General features: G+C 38.1%; 19 protein-coding genes and 2 riboswitches. Of the genes, 1 reads left to right on the forward strand and 18 read right to left on the reverse strand.

Annotated features, from left to right (window positions below; all coding sequences use genetic code 11):
- Positions 1 to 1,002: 1,002 nt before the first annotated feature.
- Together ptsG and AC4D4B_RS15235 are read right to left on the reverse strand one after the other, a co-directional pair.
- Positions 1,003 to 3,069 carry a glucose-specific PTS transporter subunit IIBC gene (gene ptsG, locus AC4D4B_RS15230; RefSeq protein ID WP_491000432.1) on the reverse strand — a complete coding sequence of 689 codons (2,067 nt, stop codon included), beginning with the start codon at positions 3,067 to 3,069 and terminating at the stop codon, positions 1,003 to 1,005.
- 222 nt (positions 3,070 to 3,291) lie between these two features.
- Positions 3,292 to 4,629 carry an NCS2 family permease gene (locus AC4D4B_RS15235; RefSeq protein WP_490996796.1) on the reverse strand — a complete coding sequence of 446 codons (1,338 nt, stop codon included), beginning with the start codon at positions 4,627 to 4,629 and terminating at the stop codon, positions 3,292 to 3,294.
- A 111-nt stretch (positions 4,630 to 4,740) separates the two neighbouring features.
- Positions 4,741 to 4,842: riboswitch (purine riboswitch) on the reverse strand.
- A gap of 480 nt (positions 4,843 to 5,322) precedes the next feature.
- On the opposite strand from AC4D4B_RS15235, the gene AC4D4B_RS15240 reads away from it, so the two are divergent.
- On the forward strand, positions 5,323 to 5,613 hold the full coding sequence (locus AC4D4B_RS15240) for a hypothetical protein (RefSeq protein ID WP_490996797.1): 291 nt from the start codon (positions 5,323 to 5,325) through the stop codon (positions 5,611 to 5,613).
- Between the two features lie 119 nt (positions 5,614 to 5,732).
- Here AC4D4B_RS15240 and AC4D4B_RS15245 read toward each other — a convergent pair whose 3' ends face one another.
- The 16 genes from AC4D4B_RS15245 to guaA all read right to left on the reverse strand — a co-directional run bounded on the left by AC4D4B_RS15245 (position 5,733) and on the right by guaA (position 20,677).
- A complete protein-coding gene (locus AC4D4B_RS15245) occupies positions 5,733 to 6,302 on the reverse strand; it encodes a DUF2812 domain-containing protein (protein ID WP_491000433.1) in 570 nt (189 codons plus the stop codon).
- A 1-nt stretch (position 6,303) separates the two neighbouring features.
- On the reverse strand, positions 6,304 to 6,618 hold the full coding sequence (locus AC4D4B_RS15250; protein WP_491000434.1) for a PadR family transcriptional regulator: 315 nt from the start codon (positions 6,616 to 6,618) through the stop codon (positions 6,304 to 6,306).
- A gap of 235 nt (positions 6,619 to 6,853) precedes the next feature.
- On the reverse strand, positions 6,854 to 7,738 hold the full coding sequence (gene pepI, locus AC4D4B_RS15255) for a proline iminopeptidase (RefSeq protein WP_491000435.1): 885 nt from the start codon (positions 7,736 to 7,738) through the stop codon (positions 6,854 to 6,856).
- Between the two features lie 64 nt (positions 7,739 to 7,802).
- Positions 7,803 to 8,474: a methyltransferase family protein gene (locus AC4D4B_RS15260; RefSeq protein WP_490996799.1), complete on the reverse strand. Its 672-nt coding sequence runs from the start codon at positions 8,472 to 8,474 to the stop codon at positions 7,803 to 7,805.
- Between the two features lie 177 nt (positions 8,475 to 8,651).
- Positions 8,652 to 8,783: a hypothetical protein gene (locus AC4D4B_RS15265; protein ID WP_491000436.1), complete on the reverse strand. Its 132-nt coding sequence runs from the start codon at positions 8,781 to 8,783 to the stop codon at positions 8,652 to 8,654.
- Between the two features lie 686 nt (positions 8,784 to 9,469).
- Positions 9,470 to 10,162 (reverse strand): zinc ribbon domain-containing protein, encoded by a 693-nt coding sequence (locus AC4D4B_RS15270; protein ID WP_491000437.1) that lies wholly within the window; start codon positions 10,160 to 10,162, stop codon positions 9,470 to 9,472.
- A gap of 39 nt (positions 10,163 to 10,201) precedes the next feature.
- The gene (locus AC4D4B_RS15275) at positions 10,202 to 11,563 is read right to left on the reverse strand and encodes a hypothetical protein (protein ID WP_491000438.1); all 1,362 of its coding nucleotides are present in this window, start codon (positions 11,561 to 11,563) and stop codon (positions 10,202 to 10,204) included.
- A gap of 21 nt (positions 11,564 to 11,584) precedes the next feature.
- Positions 11,585 to 11,770: a hypothetical protein gene (locus AC4D4B_RS15280; protein ID WP_491000439.1), complete on the reverse strand. Its 186-nt coding sequence runs from the start codon at positions 11,768 to 11,770 to the stop codon at positions 11,585 to 11,587.
- A gap of 692 nt (positions 11,771 to 12,462) precedes the next feature.
- On the reverse strand, positions 12,463 to 12,729 hold the full coding sequence (locus AC4D4B_RS15285) for a TnpV protein (RefSeq protein WP_491000440.1): 267 nt from the start codon (positions 12,727 to 12,729) through the stop codon (positions 12,463 to 12,465).
- Entirely contained in the window at positions 12,702 to 12,839 is a 138-nt protein-coding gene (locus AC4D4B_RS15290; RefSeq protein ID WP_491000441.1) for a hypothetical protein, read from the reverse strand. Before AC4D4B_RS15290 ends, AC4D4B_RS15285 begins: the two co-directional genes overlap by 28 nt.
- Before the next feature lie 354 nt (positions 12,840 to 13,193).
- Positions 13,194 to 14,504 carry a plasmid recombination protein gene (locus AC4D4B_RS15295; RefSeq protein WP_491000442.1) on the reverse strand — a complete coding sequence of 437 codons (1,311 nt, stop codon included), beginning with the start codon at positions 14,502 to 14,504 and terminating at the stop codon, positions 13,194 to 13,196.
- A gap of 211 nt (positions 14,505 to 14,715) precedes the next feature.
- Entirely contained in the window at positions 14,716 to 17,100 is a 2,385-nt protein-coding gene (locus AC4D4B_RS15300; protein WP_491000443.1) for a phage NrS-1 polymerase family protein, read from the reverse strand.
- 169 nt (positions 17,101 to 17,269) lie between these two features.
- Positions 17,270 to 17,590, reverse strand: a complete 321-nt coding sequence (locus AC4D4B_RS15305) for a plasmid mobilization protein (protein ID WP_491000444.1) — start codon at positions 17,588 to 17,590, stop codon at positions 17,270 to 17,272.
- The gene (locus tag AC4D4B_RS15310) at positions 17,591 to 18,664 is read right to left on the reverse strand and encodes a site-specific integrase (RefSeq protein WP_491000445.1); all 1,074 of its coding nucleotides are present in this window, start codon (positions 18,662 to 18,664) and stop codon (positions 17,591 to 17,593) included.
- Entirely contained in the window at positions 18,651 to 18,866 is a 216-nt protein-coding gene (locus AC4D4B_RS15315; protein ID WP_491000446.1) for a hypothetical protein, read from the reverse strand. The genes AC4D4B_RS15310 and AC4D4B_RS15315 overlap by 14 nt, the downstream gene beginning before the upstream one ends.
- 257 nt (positions 18,867 to 19,123) lie before the next feature.
- Entirely contained in the window at positions 19,124 to 20,677 is a 1,554-nt protein-coding gene (gene guaA / locus AC4D4B_RS15320) for a glutamine-hydrolyzing GMP synthase (RefSeq protein ID WP_148631306.1), read from the reverse strand.
- A gap of 209 nt (positions 20,678 to 20,886) precedes the next feature.
- Positions 20,887 to 20,989: riboswitch (purine riboswitch) on the reverse strand.
- Between the last annotated feature and the right edge of the window lie 6 nt (positions 20,990 to 20,995).

Here is a 20,995-nt window from a genome sequence, read left to right on the forward strand (position 1 = left end):
AGGATCAAACTCTCCGAAAGATGTTTGATCTAGCTAAATTTTAAAGCAAATTGACGAGATTTTAAAAATCTCTTTTTTAGACTTGCTTGGCGTTTCGTTTTGTTTAGTTTTCAAAGAACAATCTGTCGTGTTAGCGACTCTTACATTATATCGAGATAACTTGTTATTGTCAAGCATTTCTTTTAATGTATTTAACTAACAATCTTTCATTTAATTCGTGTTGCAAAAGCAACTTTCTTATCATAACACCGACATTTTCGAAAGTCAACATTTTTTTAATATTGTTTCGTTCCTGTCTGGTGCTTACTTATAGTAGCACGCTTTTAAAGCATACGTCAACCATTAAATTAAAATAAAAATACTCAGACAATCAATTTCATTGTGCTGGATTAATAACAAGACGATTTTTGTCATGCATTTTCAGCGATTATCAATACTATTGTCGAATACCATCAGTTCTCAATTATATTTAAAAAGGATTCCTTCATGTACGCTTTTCCTTCTATATAATAACTTCTAAACCTTGACCGCTATGCTTCAACCTAATTTTTCCCTCAGTAAAGTGAGATGTCTAACAGATTACAATCGGGAATACATTAATTATTTGCCATTCAACAGCGAAGTAATTACTTCTTCTATAGAAGCTATTACAAAAATAGTCTCCCGTTATTCTTCTCAGAGAAAGCTTGATCTGGTACGCAATAATGAAACAAGTCACCCATATCGTCGTTTAGTGATACTATTTCTTAATTCCTATGAACTAATTCTCCAATTTGCAGCTGATTTTTTCATCAATAACCGAACACAATATATTCATTTGAAACTGAACGGTCTCCTAACGTGCATTAGAGCTTGCTAAATTTCATTACCAACTCCAAGATACCGCGAGATAATGTAATGAGTTCTCAAAAGATCATCTCATATTAAACATTCTTTTCTTTCATATATAATAATAAAAAGCTCACAACCCTTTCCAATATAGATAGAGTTGCGAGCTTATATTTACATTAAATCAACTATGTGTTCTTCCCCTAATTTTACTTTGCCCCGTTTAACCAACTTGATTTCCTCTCCTGCCTGCAGATTTGTAAAAACAATCGGTGTAATAATGGATGTCGCATTTGACTTAATGAAATTTAAATCAAATTCCATTAATATCTGGCCCTTCGTAATCTTGTCGCCTTCTTTAACCTTTTTTTCAAATCCTTTACCATTCAACTTTACCGTATCTATGCCTACATGAATTAATAGTTCATGACCACTGTCAGATTTTATAGCGAGAGCATGTTTTGTCGGGAAAATACTTATGATCTCTCCATCAACCGGAGAAGCAACGATCCCTTCGCTTGGGATAATAGCAAATCCATCACCCATCATTTTCTCAGCGAACACTTGGTCAGGAACCTCCGAAATCGGAACTAGCTGACCCTCAAGTGGTGCAGCGAATTCTCCCTTTGAGAAATCAGTCTTTAACGCATCTGGATTTACCTCTTCTATTTGTTGTTGTATCTCAGCTTCAACATTATCCGATGCTGCTTTGGTAGGACGCGGCTTATTCCCTGCCATTATATCCTTCATCTGAGATTTAATCGTTTCGGAACGCGGTCCAAAGATTGCCTGAATATTGTTTCCCACCTCTAGCACACCAGCAGCTCCGAGTGCTTTCAGTTTATCTTTATCGACTTTCGCAATATCGTTAACCTCAACGCGCAAGCGAGTAATACAAGCATCTAAATGTGCTATATTTTCCTTTTTCCCCATTGCCTCAAGAATATCATACGGAAGCTCATCGACTGAACCACCCTTACCCTGAACACTTTCATCATCTTCATCTTCCCTTCCTGGCGTTCGAAGATTCCAAGTACGGATTGCAAATCTGAAACCGAAATAATAAATGACTGCGATTACCAAGCCGACTGGAATAACAAGCCACCAGGCTGTTCGATTTGGTACAATCCCAAATAATATAAAATCTATAACTCCACCGGAAAAGGTCATCCCTATTTTGACGTTTAACAGTTGCATAGTCATAAAGGAGAGACCTGCAAAAATAGCATGGATTCCAAAAAGAACAGGCGCAACGAACAAAAACGAAAATTCCATTGGTTCTGTTATACCTGTTAAGAAGGAAGTTAGGGCTGCTGATCCCATGATCCCGGCTACCAATGTTTTTTTCTCAGGCTTCGCTTCATGATAAATAGCCAAAGCAGCTGCAGGTAATCCAAACATCATAAACGGATATTTCCCTGTCATAAAAGTACCTGCTGTCAATTTAACTCCATCTTTAATCTGCGCAAAAAAGATTGCCTGATCACCACGGACAATTTCTCCAGCTTTATTTGTGTACTGTCCAAATTCATACCAAAATGGTGAATAGAATATGTGATGAAGACCAAATGGAATAAGCGATCGTTCAATCACCCCAAAAATAAATGCCGCTAATGTTAAGTTTGTATCTATCATATTTTGAGATAATGTATTTAATCCGTGTTGAATCGGCGGCCATATCAGTGTCATTAATAAACCTAGAATCAATGCGGAAGCAGCTGTAATAATAGGAACAAATCGCTTACCCGCGAAAAAGCCTAAATAGGAGGGTAACTCAATCCGGAAGAATCGGTTATACATATAGGCGGCCAACAGTCCGACAATAATCCCTCCAAATACTCCGGTTTGCAAAGTGTTAATGCCTAAAACATTAGCATAGGATGGATCATTGGCAGCCATGTCAGCCGTCACATTCAAAACAACCCCCATGGTCACATTCATAATTAGATAACCAATGATAGCAGCCAGGCCGGCGACCCCTTCCCCTCCAGCAAGTCCGACTGCCACACCTACCGCAAATAATAATGAAAGATTGCTAAAGACAATTTGCCCCGAATCCTCCATCACAGTTGCAACCTTTTGAATCCACCCAGCATCTAAAAATGGCATTAGGTCCAACAGATTCGGATTATGAATGGCATTTCCAAGAGCTAAAAGAATACCAGCAGCAGGTAATATAGCAACGGGAAGCATTAGAGCTTTCCCGATCTTCTGCAGGACACCGAATACTTTCTTAAACATAGTACGTCCTCCTTAGACTTATTAACAAAATAAAAGCGACTGATTATTTTCTGCTATCCATAACCAATCTGAATAATTACTTGTTAATATGCCCAAAAGGTACTCAAATACCAAGAAAACATGAATATTATGGAGGCCTTATCCAAATATGGGGTTGCAAACATGTTTCCTATCCGTAAAAAATAGCTGCCGAACTTTGCCGGCAGCCTTTGGAGAACATATTTATGAAAGGAAAATAAAGTAACAAACAAATATAACAAACATTCCATACATGATTGGGTGGATCTCTTTAATACGTCCAGCCACAATCATCGTAATTGGATAGAAGATAAATCCACAAGCAATCCCAGCCGCAATGCTGCCGGATAATGGCATCATGATGATTGTAAGAAATGCAGGCACTGCAATTTCTAATTTTGACCAATTGATATCACCGAGCGAGGAGCACATTAACACCCCGACAATAATCAAGGCCGGTGCTGTAACCGGTGAAGTAATAACAGATAAAAGCGGATATAAGAATAGTGATAATAGGAACAACAGTCCAGTTACAACTGCTGCGAATCCAGTTCTAGCCCCTGCTGCCACACCTGCTGTTGATTCAATGTATGATGTCGTTGTAGATGTTCCGAACAATGCACCTGTCATCGTTGCCAAGGAGTCTGCAAATAAAGCCTTGCCTGCTCTTGGTAATTTATTATCTTTGGTTAATCCTGCCTGGTTGGCAACCGCCATTAGTGTACCGGCTGTATCGAAAAAATCGATAAATAAGAATGTCAGTACAACAACTAGAAATTGAATAGTAAATAAATCTGATTGAATTGGATTGAAATACGGTTCAATCGCAACACCAAAAGTAGGAGCCACACTTGGAATCGCACCGAATATACTGTCAGGAATCTCAATAAGGTTTGCTAGCATCCCAATGATAGCAGTAATGATCATTCCATAGAAAATGCCGCCTTTAACGCCTTTAACTAAAAAGATAACTGTGATTAATAAGCCCACGATTGCCAATAATGTATTTCCATCCGTGAAATCACCAATTCCAATAAGAGTTGCATCATTATTGACGATAATTCCTGCATTTTTCATACCAACAAAGGTAATAAACAACCCAATACCTGCGCCAACAGCATATTTTAATTCTGCAGGAATCGCATTAATAATGGTCTCTCTTAATCCAGTCAACGTTAATATAGCAAAAATAAAACCGGAAGCTAAAACGCCTGCTAAAGCCGTTTGCCAAGGAATACCAAACGTTAGAATAACTGTATAAGCGAAGAAAGCATTCAGTCCCATACCCGGAGCAAGCGCTATCGGATACTTCGCAATTAGCCCCATGAAAATTGAACCAACTGCAGCAGCAAGTGCCGTAGCAACGAATACCGCACCATGATCCATTCTCAGCGATTCCGGAAGATCTGGTACATCCGCCAAAGATAATTGCAATGGATTAACGACTAAAATATACGCCATTGCCAGAAATGTTGTAATCCCACCAATAATCTCTCGTTTGTAATTGGTGCCAAGTTCGTCAAACTGAAAATACTTTTTCAACCTACTTCCTCTCCTTCTGTTCATACGCTTTCGTATAAGTTCCGGATAACCAAAAAGCCTCGAACAAATCCGTTCGAGGCTGACTCAAATACAAAGAATAACCTATAAATAGGCAGTATCATTCATATCCGTAGTCAAGCTATTAACGGTAGCTCGGTAGAAACTTATGGGCCATATCCCCATGATTATACGAATTTATATATTTATTAAAATATTAGGTCTTTTGTATTTTATCAAGAGATTGGTACTTGGTCAAATAAAAAAGCGAACATTATCTAGAGTTTAAGAAGGATTTGTTCGCATATACTCCTGATGCTTGATTGTATAGAGAGGCCCAAAAATAGTCCGATACCTTAGAGGATTTATACTCACTTCCATTCACAGTCAAATACAAATAACACCTTTTATAAATTATGTTAAAAATAGATATTACGAACTCATAGCTTCACGGTTGGTATATATTACAACCAGGAATCCGAATTACTGATATTGAATTCAGCAAATATTAAAGTATAATCATAATAGTATTTGAAAATTCAGATTAGTTCGTTCGCCAGCCATTGCCTAACAACTCTATGATGTTTGTGCAGAAATACCCGTTTTATACTTTACTTAATATGAATTAAGAAGCGGACGCAATTTGATTACACTTACATATTCAACAAAGATTTTTGATGAACTGAGGAAATAAGTATGGATACCCCAAATTTTATACATGTGAAAATAGATAAAGAACAATTAGAGTACGCAAAGAATTTACAGAATTTATTATGTAAAAGATTAGATACCAAACTGCCTGTAGAATATGAAATCCCTGATATTATCATTGAACAAGCTTTATTTCTGTATATAGATACAATGGAACGATATTATCGTTTAGAGGGTAAAGATTGGGAGGATTTTTACAAAAACTCCAGCGGTGTCACAAATGTACCAAGAAAAATAGAAGATTTCAGAGAACAAAATATCAAACCGTACAAATAATAAGAGGCTAACCAATCGGCTATCCTCTTATTTAGGATTTTTCACCCAAACGTTCATCAATCAAAGCAAGGGCTTATACAAAATAGGAAAGATAAAGTGTCTTCCACCTTTACACAAGACTACTCTACCCTATGTGAGTAATTCTTTCTCAGTTTATAAAATCCACTTCCGCAATATACAAAGATTGGTATATATACGAAAAACAAAATAGACCAAAATACAATTAATCCCCTATTCCATGAACTGTCAATCCCACCTAAAGTAATACTCACCGCCGAACAAACAACAAATAACAGAAAAACAGCCAGAAGAGGTACTAATTTTTTCATAAAAATCCGCTTTAGCATTTCCAGTTTTGATTGATCATCACTGAATATATTTGTATCGCCTTCATCTGTAGTATCTGCTGATTTTCTAAAATAGCTGTATTCATTTATATCCTGCATATATTCCCAGCCATAATCTGCATACATCTGCAAATAACTTTGCTTGTCTTCTGATGTCTGCGGATTGAAATCCAATTTGTAGACTACATCTTCCGGCTCACATTTTTCAAAATAATAAAATCCTGGCAGTGTAACTTTCACCAATTTATACCCTTTATTATGTTTCTCTCGCAAAAATGTCTCTTCTTTCTCATAATCTGTTAACATAAACCAGTGAAATTCCCTTTTCAAACCATTTTCCATTCTATAACCCTCCTCTACTATTTTGATATAGTCTCTCAATACGCTTTATTTCCATTTCAAGTATTTGCTTTCCTAGTTCAGTGATGATATAGAACTTCCTTTTATTTTCTTCACGAACGAACCTAATTAACCCGTCTTTCTCCATTTTTGACAAGCTCCCATACATAGTTCCCGGACTGATTGTTATTTCGCCGCCAGTCATTTCCTTCACCTTTTTAGCAATGTTGTAACCATGCATTTCTTCCTTCACGCAAAATAGGATATAGAACCCTGTTTCTGTCATAGGTACATAAATTCTTTTAATCCGCTCTTCCATGCTTCCTCCAATCACAACTCTATTTCACTTCTACTATATCGTGGTTCGATACATATAGTGTATCGCACCACAATATAGTTATCAACCACTTTTTACCAAAGTTGGTTCATTTTACTTCTTCCTTTAGAATTACTTTAGACACAAAAAAAAGACCCCTTTCCCACCCAAATTTCAGGTAAAAAAGAAAGTCACACTTTTAACATATGAAAATTGGAATCTATCTCACTTATAACCTTTATTCGTTTGCATTGAGCCAATCCTTTAAGAGGGTGATGTATTTTTCTGTGTCTTCTACGAAACATGAATGTCTGCAGTCGCGGAAGAGTTCCCAACGAGAGTTCGGAATATGGTCATACATATATTTTGCGATGTAAGGAGTGCAAAGATCGCTACCTCCGTTAATTACAAGTGCCGGCTCTTCAATGTCTTTTAGTTGCGCTGTTACATCATAATTTTTTAATGTGCCGAGTGGAGTAAATTCATTTGGTCCCCAACCGACTATATATGCTTCTTTTCCTATTTTTCTAGGACGCTTCATACATTCAGGTGAATCTTCTGCGACAGGTCCTCCGGCGTGGCGAATCATGTATTCTTCTTCTGCCGCCAAATAGGCCGGGGCATCGTAGTTACCAGTGCTTGTTGCAATGGCAATGGCTTCTTGCATATCTTTTGGCATGAATTTAATCATACGTTGCTGTTCTTCTCCCCACATCCAAGAAGCTGGAAGAGTACTAGAAAGGATAATACTTTTGATTCCGTTTGGTTTATAATTGCAAACATAATTCAAAAGAAGCATGCCTCCCCATGATTGACCCAGAAGATGGCATTCTTCTAATCCAAGGTGCTTGCGAAGTGCAATGAGTTCTTCTGTCCAAACTTCTGCGTTCCAGAGGTCAGGGCGGTTCTCTACATAAGATTCGCCACAACCGATTTGATCGTACATAATTAATTGGCGTCCATCTTCCTCAGCAAATCGATCGAGTACTTCAAAATAGTTGTGAGTCGAGCCTGGTCCGCCATGAAGTAAAATGAGCGGTTTTTTGTTTCCCGTATTTTCTCCAACGATGCGGTAATACGTTTTAAATTCTAAATAAGGCATATAACCTTCAGTAATTTTCATAGATATCCTCCTAGTGTTATATATCCAGTAATTGATCCTTCACAAATTGGAATTTGCTTTACTATTACCAAATAAACGGTATCAAGCGATATTTGACTTTTTGCTTATACTCACGATAACCATCGAGTTCTTTTTCAAGAAGTTTTTCTTCATTTTTAATCCTTTTGGCAATTATAAAGGGATATACAAGAAAAATAAAAAACGAATATATTGAACCTAACACAATCGGCATCGACAAAAACAAAAGTAATGTCACACTATACATTGGATGTCTGACAATACCGTATAGCCCCGTATCGATAACTTTCTGATTTTCCTGTACCTCAATAGTACGACTAAGGTATGTATTCTCCCTGAGTACCTCTGCATAAAGAATATATGCTACAAGAAATACCACCGCAGCACAAATTACAACACTCTTTGGTAAGGTGTACCAATCAAAACGAAAACCTAATCCCGCAACTATAAAACCTGTCAAAAACATAAGGCCGCTAAGTTTTACCACAAGACTTTGTTCTTCTTGCTTTTCTTTTGCATTGAGTCGCTTTTTTAACAGTTCTGGGTTTTTGAACATCATCACAATTCCTGCAAGGAACATTGGCACAAATAAAATCCCCATAAATAACCAACCATTTGTAAATAATAAAGTACCCGCAGGTAAGAATATCAATAAACCAACTAAAACAACCCCCAACGAAAATTTAGTTAGTGCTTGAATGAATAATTTTGTTGTCATAATAACTCTCCCACAATTCTAATTTACCTCTTCGGCGGAAATTATTACATACATTGTAACAACTTCTCAAAGTTATTTTAATATAATCACCACAATCTACCAACTCTTATCGCTTTCCTGCCTCCTCTCAAACTCGCTCATAGCAACTGCACATACCAGGTTCCGTTGCTTGCATTCTTAAACGCTAGCATCCTGACATCCCCTCTTCACATGCTGGCTTGTAGAACTTACGGTCAATTCTCCCCTGAATTGTGTGATATCCGTGCCTTCAACTCTCTGTTCATTCTCTGCCATATGCGTAAGATACATATACTCCAAATTCCTCAGCTATTTCTTCTACTGTCATAAAAATTCTGTTTGATATAATAAACGGCCCCTTTCTTTTTTCCAGGCAAAAATGCCTTGTTTGATTTGATTTATACTGGATAGTACGAATCTGTTTCTTTCGAGCAACCTATTTTCATTGTTTTTGAATATTTTTTAAAAAACACGAAAAAAAGGTCTACCTGAAATGATTCATTCAGATAGACCTTTTCGTCTCATTTATATATCTGCTATCAATTTCTTCAAAAACTCAGTGTTTTCAAAGGTTCTACCGATTTCCGATTCTATTCCCACTCGGTGAATTTCGAAAATTCAGGTTGGATTTTTGCTGATTTGACAGGTTTTTGATGCGTTTCAAACTATGATTTTAGCTATAAAATATAGCCTATTTGAAATTTTGCTATCAAAATGCTATCACTCATATTACACAGATTATCCTGTAAATATGATATTGCTATATGTTTCTTTTGCAACCACATTCTAACACCTACAAACCAGTAAATCAAGAGAGAATAATCCCTTTGCAGAAGTCCAGCTGGGAGTGACCGGTGTTTGTATAACCATGATGTATTTTATTTCGTTTCTCCTATCAAAAAGTTGTTAGAAAATGCTCAAAAACATGCGGAGCCCTATGGAAGTCCAGATTTTTGTCCGCACCCCCGTCTCTCATTTTAATCAGTATCAGCTTTGATTTTCAGTTTTTTAGCGATTTTTACAGCATCAATGGAGTATGAAACTACTACATCCTCTTCTTTTTCAGCAGCATTTTCTCCATATAGTTTCCAGTGTGCAAGAGCAAGTTCGAGACCTAAATATTCTTTTGCTTCGTCATCGCTCATACTCATATACTCAGATGCAGATGGAATTTCATCACTGTCGCATAAATATTGCCCATTAACAAAACAAGCCGTTGATGTAACTGATGCGCCATAACTGTTTTCGCCACTTGCGTCAAAGAAAACATATTTATATGTTTTCCCGTCACGAGAATAGGAAATAACAGCAACATCACTTCTTAACACAAGCGAATCAGGGTTTTTAAGCATATCTTGATACTTATCTACCAGTTTTAATCCATATTCTTCTTCTGACGAAAAACTATTTGATGTAATTGTAATAATGCCGATGACCAATACAAATAAAGCAACAAGAACTACTATCAGTTTTTTGTTTTTCGGAAAGTGAATTGATTGTAATATCGTAGCTTTTTGCGATTGCTCATTTTGCTCTTCATTGTGCAATTCATAACTTTCTTCGCAAGGAATCGATTTTTTCGGCATATTGAGCGGATATCCGCATTGAATACAATTCTTTGCTTTATCACTTATTTCTTTTCCACATTCAGGACATTTAATCAATGCCATATTTTCCCTCCTCGTAGTGAAACATAGAGATTTTCACAACTAATCAATAGGAGCTATCTCTATTTCCACTGAACCATCTGTGTTACTTACCCTAAGCGTTAGGTTCAAATTCGTGAAAGTAAAAGTAGCGTATTCACCAGTTGCCCAGCTGCTTGAACTTGAATAATCATTATCTATAAGACCAACATCGGATATATCAAGTGCTTCTGCTATATCTTCAACCATTTCAACAGTTTCATCGTAGCCATTACTTTTTAATGGGTTTGCAAATGCAAAAAACATTTTGTAAGGAGTTCCGTCGTTGTTGATTGCATCTTGGTCATAAATAATTCGAGGACTAAAATTGCTACCTTCTTCACATTCATCCCCAAGAAATTCAAGGTTATCTAAATAGAAAATATAGGTTTCACCATCATCATATGTTGTCGCATTAGTAATATCTAATCCCGATTGCAAAAAACCTTTTGAGAACAAATCAATAACATTTTTAAACTCATCATTCATTAGTTCGTTCGGAATATCAGCAGCACTATAGATATTTTCTATTACTCCAATTTCCGCATCAGCATCATTTGTTTCAATGTAATCATCTGCTTCTGTATATTCTTCGTCAGTTTCTTTGGTTTCTTCTATAAAATTTTCAGGAACTTCCCACTTAATCTCGATTTTTCCGTCTGGGTCATAAGCAAAAAAACCGTGTGCCATAGTGACATCCAAATCATAATAGGAATCAGTCCAATAATAACGATATGTATTTCCGTTACCATAACTATAATCTTCAACTTTTGGTTCTGAGTCAAATAGAACATACAAGTCATCAGCAAATGCTCTATACTTTTCTTCAGAACAGAAGTCAAAGGAAGTCCACGTACACGATGAGATGTAACCGTCTCGCAACTGAAAAGTAACTTCGCCTTTCATTCCCAACAACTCAACATTGTCGATATTATTATATTCTTGTTCGGTTAAAGTGATTGCTTCATCTGCATCAGGATGAGAATTACCTACATAATATAAGTATGGCGAAATTTCATTATAGGCATTTACAGCTTTAATTGCAGGGATTAGAATAAAAACCATGAACAAAATAACTACAATGCAAACAATAGAAGCAACGCCAATCAAAACCTTGTGCCAACCTTTAAGTTTTTTCTTTTTGGCATTTGGTTGCAAAGAAACTACTGAATTTATATGCTCCATTTCTCCTGTGGTATTGTGTTCAGGTGTAACACCATGATCTGATGAAATATCTTCGCCGTTAGTAAATATAGTCTCGTCAGCAATTTCGTTTCTGATTGTTTTATTTTCGTTTTGCTTAGAAACAGGACAACCACAGTGAGGACAAGCTACTGCTTTATCTGTTATTTCTTTTCCGCATTCAGTACATTTTATTAGTGCCATATCAATTTACCTACCTTTCATTTATTCCCACGAACTTATATCTATAATTTTCCAACCGTGCAGTGGTCCAATATTCATTGCTTCGTCACGTTTTAACGACTGTAGATATGCAATCTGGGTTTCAGAAAGTGGTTTATCGCTAAATACTTTCATTTTCACTTTTTCATTTCCTGTGTTTGATTTTACTTCAATAATTGCTGATACCATAGAATTGCTCCCTTTATTTGTTTTTTGTTCTACTTATCTCTTCAAAAACTAAAAAGAGCGCCAACCGTAGTCGACGCTCCGAAAAACACAAACCCACGATTGTCGCCAAACAAATCGTAACCAGAATGGAAATAGCTTCGCACCCTAATTTGTGGAATTTGCGCTTTTACCAAATTCGTAAATTAGGATGCCGAAAAAAGGGTATAATATCCCTATAGATAAACTACACCTTTTTCTGATTATTCAATTTGTTTGGCACAGATATTATACCACCTATCATCAAAAATAAAAGTATCTGTGTGATTTTTCTGCAAAAAATGTTTGACTTTGGAAATGATTTGTGTTAACAGAGCAATTTATGGTTCTGTAACGTACATTTGTTGACAGATAATGTAGGATAGATAAACAGTTATTACTGTAAAATGAGCGTTAAATACCTTGCAAACACTGGGAAAACACCCCCTAAAATGTACATTGCTATTATACAATAGACTAAGGGCGAAGATATGCCAATAGAGTATCTTCGCCCCGATGATTTCATATGATGAATATATTTTATCTATAGCAAAATACGTAATACCGTCAATGGTCTTGATGAACAGTGCGAGCACTGCCATTGACAGTATTGCTCTATTTTGCTTATGAATAGACAAGGGCGGTAAACCAAACACTGGCTTACTGCCCAATCCTTACTATGTGTAAATAAGCTCGCTGTAAATGATTTCCCTGACTCTGGACTGTATTTCATTCATTTTTTGCACCCACAACATAGCATTGTCGGCTTTCAGTTGTTCGGTCACGTTTTCCTGCTCTGCAATCTGCTTTATCAGCAAGAGTAAATACTCTTGTGCCTGCCTGTCAATGTCGGCAAGGTAAGAGTTTAGTGTTCCCTCAATCAGCATTGTGGTATAAAGGAATTGTTTATGCTCCTTCAAATACTGCTTGTGGCGCTGCCCCATAAGCCGATAGGCTGTATTTCTTCTTCGGAAAGTATCAGACAAGGGATATAATAATCTCCCTGCAATTCGTACCATAAACCGTTGCTTTCATCAAAAATGTACTTGTCCATATAATAAATCCTCCAGTATAATATATTCGCACATACATCACAGTTCTCCGATTGCCACATTCTGTTATATCTTGTTATCAGATTTTCTTGCCCTTGTGTTTGCCCTTATCAGCTTCCAAAGGAAGAAAAAAACAGTGTGAAATCGTATAAAAAGTTAAGGTGAGCATTTTGCGATAAATCCTTTATTTTCAAGGCTTTTGGAGGATTTTATTAAAACCCTGTGAGGGTTAATAACCACTTATAAAATTGTGGTTTTCAAATTGAGATTTATCAAACTGAATAGCACATAACATCTTAAAGGAGCAAGGTTGTAATATTCCTTGCTCCTTTAAGATGTTAAATGGGCATTCATATCTACCTGCTCATATGATTCCTCTTCCATGCTCTCTCACGTTCTTTTTCTTTCTCTGTTGCTTTGACTCGTTCTACGATGTCTCTGACCTTCTCTACTCCGATGCCTTTTAGTACGTAGTCGAAAGTATTTGCTTTTTCTTTTAATTTCTCGTTTTCTCGGATCAGGAAATTGTTTCTTTCAAGTAAACGCTCGTACTTTTCCTTAAACTTAATAGTTTCTCTTAAAAGCTCAACATATGCTCGTTTGAAAGAATATATATCTTCAAGAATCTTCGTTAATAGAGGAATAACCTTCTTGTCTCTATAATTCTTGGCCGTCTCGAATGTACTTGGTTCAGGTAGTATTTCTTCAGGTGGAGCATAATATTGTCTCGCAAAAGCCTCAACATCTTCTATCGTGTGTGTCTTCTCAGACAGTTTCTTTTCTGCCTGATCCAAAGCAACCTCTGTTTCGTACAGTGTGGCTTCAGCATTCTTAACGGACTTCTTAACCTCATTCTCCTTCTCGATAATGGCCTTTAATCGCTCTTCTTCCTTCATCACCTTGAACTGTGTAACGGTAAGGTGTTCTTCTGAACTGCCCTTTTCGCCACGTTCAACATTGTCATAGCCTGCAGCTCTCATGTGAGCAAAGTAGTCATCCTGAAGCACACTATATGATTTTCTTAAGACTGGTTTTCCATCGCTCCTTATGATAGGCTTCCCTGCTTCATCAAGTGCTGGCTCCGAGTTCCACTTCTTACTGCAGCTGACCTGCATTATGCTTTCTTTTACAGTCCCGATAAGAGACTTGTCCTTACACCTTTTACTCCAGAGAATATCTTTCTTTACTACCGGGACGTACACCACATGCATATGGTAGTGATAAACATCCTCTCCCAGTGCGTTTGACATTGCTCTATTCCTTTCGTCTGCATGCATGACTGCTGATAGTATGTACTGCTCCCCTCCTACTATCTCTATGGCTGCTTTATAGGATTCTTCATAAAATTTCTTAGCGTACTCATAGCCCCCATTGTTATAAAAGTAAGCCGAATTCACATCAAAGACTAGCTCTCCAAAGATCTTAGCATCTTCTTTCAAACCTCTTATAGATATGACTTTTTCTTCTTCCAAATGCTTAAATAATTTTTCGTAATCATCATCTGCCTTTTTATAATGAACATTCAAACAAGTTCTTTCAGGTACAATGTCAGGATTAGAATAAGAGTCTTTCTCACGTTCATTGTGACTTTGAATTTGCCCGAATTCTGTTTTTATATGATTCTCATTTCTCGCTGACAAGCGATCAACACCATCATTTCTTGCCATATACGAACCTCCTTAATACGCAAATTACTTTAAGAAGAAAGTATAATAACCCACTATGACACTTTCAGCCTCCGGCTGCAAAGTGACGTGGGCTCTTCCGAGGGATTCCTGCGGAAGGCTAAAACATTTCGGCAATGTTTACAAAAGCCTTCGGTTTTCGCAAACGTTGCCGTAAATGGAGTAAATGCCGTAAATGCCGAGAATGGAGTAATCACTCTCCACTTACGGCATCTTCCAGCACCTTCGGATTGATTACGATTCTGGCAGCTGGCTTGCGGCCACTACCAGATCGCTCCTCAGGTTTCTCCCTTCTGAGAACACCACAAGCTTCAAGCATTTCGATTGAAGGAATCATATCCTCATAAGTCTTAACATCCTTACATCGACAAAGCTTCCCAAGCTCCCATTCCTTGTAGCTTTCTCGTCTTTCTTTCTTAATCTTTTCAAGAACAAACTTCGCGAGCTTCGTAGTCGTATCGTTACCCATAAGGGCATAAGCATAATTGGAGTGTGCTAAGAAGTACTTGCCGATAGATATTGCCTTTTCAATCGTATCTTCGGTAATAACATTTGATTCAAATTCAGATGCCACATGGAGTAGTCCTGCTATGCGAAGAACTGCTCCAATGTATTTACTGGCCCATTCTGCAATAGCTTGTCCTTCTCCTGCCAGATACTTCTCGTGCTCTGCAAAATATACTTCCATACGCTTCGTTGCGTTCTCTGAAAGCTCAATGTTCTTTTCTTTCTCTGGCACCGGAACTGCCATTAATCTATATATTAATTCCTTATATGCAAGTGCCGTTTCTTCCGGAATCCCTGTTCCCCCAAAGACTCTCTTCCCTATAAGTGACGGCGGTGATGAAAACATGAATCTCGCAATCAATCCTCTTCCCACCATCTTTTTATCAGCCATAATTTCTTCGAGCACGCTGGGCTGAATCGAAAGGATTGCAGACAAGTGTGGATTGTTAATCGCTTCAGATTCTCTGCCCTTACGGTCAACCATGATTGTGTCACCACAATGGCCTTTGAGCCAGACATCAAGATTTGCTTTCCCTGAATAGCGACCTGACATAGTTTCAAAGATACCACCCTCAGTAGAAATCACCGACATTCTGCCGTTGTTGCTCGCTAGAAGACTTATCAGAGCTTCGCTTGAGCAATCATCTGCAGTAAAACGTTCTTTCTTCAAGACAGGGAGTTCGTCAAGCTCATCTTCCAGTGTTCTTAGTTTAACCTCTGTATCCTTGTCCTTACTCTCAGCAAGTTTCTCCTGCAGGAAAGCAATCTGCTGTTCCAATGATTTGCGCCTGTTTTTATTGGCTCGTATTTCGCGTTTACGGCCTTCATTGTACATTTGCTCATATTCATACAGGCAATGTGTCATCTCGGTCATAACGCTCGATTTACGCTCTCCTGGAGCCGCAATAATCATGATGTAAAGGCTAAGTGGTTCATAATATCCTGGCGAACCTTCTACTCTAAATTTCCCTTGCGAACACACTGAGAGCACACCTAACGCTATACTTGCAGCCATGTCTTCTGCCGTCTGCGTATGTCTTGATACAGCCCTTATCTGATCCGCAATAATCTTTGGGAATGAGTCTACCGGAAACTGCGGTAGACTTACATCCTGCTGGTCCAAGTCAAGCAAGGGTGGAAACTCTTCATCAACACCTATATCATTAACAGTAAACACATCTGAACAGTTATTAATAGCCTTCTTTATCGTGATTGCACCATACTTACTGCCACTCTGCTCACGATCCCACTTGTCACGCATCAATCCCGACTGTCTGAACAAAGTATCCATTTTCTCTGCATCTTTACCTGTCCAGAATGCCAGATGACTGCAAAGCGCCATGTCAGCTTCAGAGTGAGAACCGTATGATGAGAAGTCTCCTTCATACAATCTTCGAATCTTCTCACCGTTTTTACTGTTAAATGCCTTTTCAAGTAAGTCGTCCAAATCCAAATTATTTCCGCAATTTACTCCATTCTCGGCATTTACGCCATTTGCGGCAAGTTTTTTCAAATTGTCCTTTTTCATGTATTTGTTTAGAACTCTCTGGAGATTCTCACTACGTTCCCCGAAGGAAAAAGGATATTTGTCCATGCGGTTGCCGGTTACGGTCACATACTTATTAGTTGCTCCGGCAACATAAACCTCTAATCCCATCTTCTGATTCATGATGTAATAAAGGCCCTTGTCATATGTAAAGCCCTTTACCTGAAAAAGAATGCGTACACCAGTGCCACTAGGACTAAGTTCTGTGTAGCTTTGCATTATAGCAACAACATAATTCGCTAGTTCCGATAATTCCCCTGACTCAGAGATGCAATGGTCTATATCGATTGCACATATATCTCCGAAGATTCCTAGTCCAATTCCGTCATAAGTTTCATCTGAAGCAATGCTGCAAGCCTTCTCGAAGTCTGTAAAACTATCAGGATCATTACTTCTGGCTCTGCTACCTGTAAGAGGATGATACGGCACCTTCGTTTTTTTATCGTCTCTGCCTTCATATCGCCAGCAGCAAAAAAGCCCTTGCTCTCTCACATACTGGGGAAGGTTCTCATATATATTCTTCACTTTTATCCTCCAAATTTTGTATTTTAATTGAAAGTTGGCGGTATCAGTGATAGAATATTTTAAACGAATATACTTCAACCGCCAGGTTGAAAAGGAATTAATGCAAGTAATTCCTGAATCCCAAAGATCGCTTACGACTCGTCACAGTCACAATGCGGTCTTTATTTTTTTATTCTTCTTTAAGTCCATCCATTATCTTTGCAATCATATTGATAGTATCAAGTAGCTCATCATCGACCGAATCCCCTGCTTCAATCCTTTGGAGCTCTGCTAGTACTTCTTCAAGCTGATTTCTAAGAGCTTTAAACACTCTCGGAGTGCCTCTCACAACTATTTCTCTATGAAGCAGTCTGTCGATGATATAGTCTTGTTTAGACATGCCACAGAGCGCTATTATACTCTCTAAATGTTCATCCTCTTCCGGACTCATTCGAAATCCAACGTATTTTGACCGCCATCTACCTTTGTGATCCAGGTTCTTTTGTGACATTTAATTTGCCCTCTCTAAGTTTAATTTTTCTGCCATCTCTGTCTGTACTGTCGGGAAGAGATGTGCATACTTGTAAGTAATGTTCTCAGCTTCATGGCCTACACGCTCACCTATAGCGAGTGCTGAATAACCCATGTGAATAAGGAGTGACACATGAGAATGCCTGAGATCATGGATACGAATTCTCTTCACACCGGTTTCCTTGCAGCCCCTGTCCATTTCATGATGAAGATAACTTTTCGATACAGGGAACAGACGAGTATCAGGCTGCAGACTATAAAAGTATTTCATGTACTCCTGCATTTCAGTTGCAAGGAAGTCAGGCATTACTATCACACGTTTACTTTTCTCTGTTTTAGGATCAGTAATAACGTCTTCTCCTTCCAAACGTTGAAATGATTTACTTATAGTAACTGTCTTCCTCTCAAAGTCAAAGTCAGAAGGAGTAAGGGCGAGTAGCTCGCCCATACGCACTCCAGTCCAGTACAGCATTTCAAATGCATAGAATGATAATTCCTTGTCCATCATAGCTTCCGAGAATTTGAGGTACTCCTCTTTTGTCCAGAAGAGCATCTCTTTTCTTTCTTCTTTTCCCATGTTTCCTGCTCTTCTTGCCGGATTCACCTGAAGATTGTAATAACGATATGCATGGTTGAATATTGCGCTCAGCTGATTGTGAATAGTTTTAAGGTACGTCTTTGAAGGCGGTGTGCCCAGAGAAGTCTCAGACGTTATTATCTGATTCTGCCAGGAGATTACATCCCCTGGCGTTATTTCAGACATTTTGCGTCCCTTGAAATATGGCAGTATCTTGGTATTAATAATGTTCTCTTTCGTAATCCAAGTGTTACGCTTAAGCTTTGGTTTCACATCCCTTTCATATAACCCAAGGAATGTTTCAAACAGCATGTCCAGATCTGCGGATTTCTGCAGACGGAACTCTCTTTCCCACGCCTGAGCTTCACGCTTGGTTGCAAAACCCCTTTTAAACTTTTGTCTCGTTGCTCCAGTCCAGTCCGTATACCTGAACTGAACGTACCATGTTCCGTTTTCTTTGTTCTTAAATGCGCCCACTCTTATCCCTTCTTTCTTCTACGCTCTCCTGTGTTCCATAAAACTTCTCATGGAAGAACCTTCTGTCAATCTTGCCTGCAATTGTGAAATAACCAGCTGCTTTCAACTCTGCGTTCATCTCACGGATGATCTTGTATGCGAATGGAACAGAAATATCAAGTTCCTCCGCAACTTCTTCTACTGACATGAAAATTTTTGCCATAATGCTAACCTCCTTTTGATTAGGCCGTTTGGCCCGGTTTGATTAATCTCTATAGTATAAATACCGGATTTTTCGGATCAATTCCAAAACTCTATAAAAAATTTTTTAAAAGAAACTAAAAAAAGACCTATTTGAATAACTAAAATCCAAATAGGCCTTTATTCTCATAATTTTTAGGTTGCTATCATTTTGCTATCATTTCAGCTTTTTTCAATCAAGAAACCCAGTATTTTCAACGGTTTGCGCCGTTTCGTATACTATTCCCACTCAATCGTCGCAGGTGGCTTGGACGTGATGTCATACACAACACGGTTGATATGATTCACTTCGTTGACAATTCGCACAGATATTTTTTCAAGTACATCCCACGGGATTCTTGCCCAGTCAGATGTCATACCATCAATAGATGTTACCGCACGGATTCCAATTGTGTAATCATATGTGCGGGCATCTCCCATCACACCTACACTGCGGATATCAGGAAGGACGGTGAAGTATTGCCAAATATCACGATCTAAACCGGCATTTTTAATTTCTTCACGAAGAATCGCATCTGATTCTCTTACGATTTCTAGTTTGTCTTCCGTTATTTCTCCCAGTACACGGATTCCCAAGCCCGGTCCTGGGAAAGGCTGTCTCCAAACGATCTCATCCGGAATACCCAGCTCTGAACCAAGTGCACGCACTTCATCCTTGAAGAGTGTATTTAAAGGCTCGATAAGTTGGAATTGCATATCTTCCGGTAATCCACCTACATTATGGTGAGATTTAATGGTTTGCGCAGTAGCCGTTCCACTTTCAATAATATCAGTATAAAGCGTACCTTGAGCAAGGTAATCAATTCCTTCAAGCTTGGTTGCTTCATCATCAAATACGTAAATAAATTCATTTCCAATGATTTTACGTTTTTGCTCTGGGTCGCTTACTCCAGCTAATTTCTTCATGAATCGCTCTTTGGCATCAACTTTAATTACATTCATATTGAAGCCTTCACTGAATGTTTTCATGACACCTTCCGCTTCACCTTTTCTAAGTAAACCATGATCCACGAAGATACATGTCAATTGATCACCGATGGCTTTATGAATCAATACTGCTACAACAGAAGAGTCTACTCCGCCGCTCAGTGCACATAATACTTGTTTGTCTCCAACGGTTTTGCGGATTTTATCCATTTCCATTTCAATGAAATTAGCCATGGACCAATCGCCTTTACACTTACATGCTCCAAATACGAAGTTTTTCAATAGGTCGTTTCCATATACTGAATGTCGAACTTCTGGATGGAATTGAACAGCATATAATTGTCGGCTATGATCGCTCATTGCTGCGATTGGGCATGATGGATTCGTCGCATCAACTTGGAAGCCCTCAGGAGCCGTCACAACATGATCACCATGACTCATCCATACCGTTTGTTCAGTAGGAAGCCCATTAAATAATAAGCTTTCATGGTTCAGCTTAATTTCAGCTTTTCCATATTCACGTTTGCTTGCTCGTTCCACTTTTCCGCCAAAATGCTGAGTCATTAGCTGCATACCATAGCAAATTCCCATAACCGGAATGCCCATATCAAAAATACGCTCATCACATGTAAAAGCTGTAGCATCATATACGCTGTTTGGTCCGCCGGAGAAAATAATTCCCTTTGGATTCAGCTTCTGAATTTCTTCCACCGTAATTGTATGGGGATGAAGTTCACTATAAACTCCAAATTCACGAATTCTCCTTGTGATCAATTGATTATATTGACTTCCAAAATCAAGAACGACAATCATTTCTTGAATCGGGAGATCAGTTGTTTCTATCATCACTTTCACCTCGTCTGATATTTTCGGTTAATTGAGCAACTTCATCCAAAGAGATATTATATCTCTCTTCCCCATATGCTTATAAAGAAATACCAGGTATCAACCTATTAGAATCCTTATCCTTTATGTACTAGCTATTCCACAATTTAGGATTATTCATTCGAATAAAGAAAAACTAGAATCCCTATTACAATTCAGAGTTCTAGTTAACATTTATATAATTCCTCCATAGTCAAATCATTTTCCGGTGATTTGGTAGGAACTTTCGAACCTTATTTTCGAAATTATATGAAGGGTAGATTGCTTTTTATTAACCGC

It is taken from the genome of Pradoshia sp. Z6_59 (genome assembly GCF_058267515.1).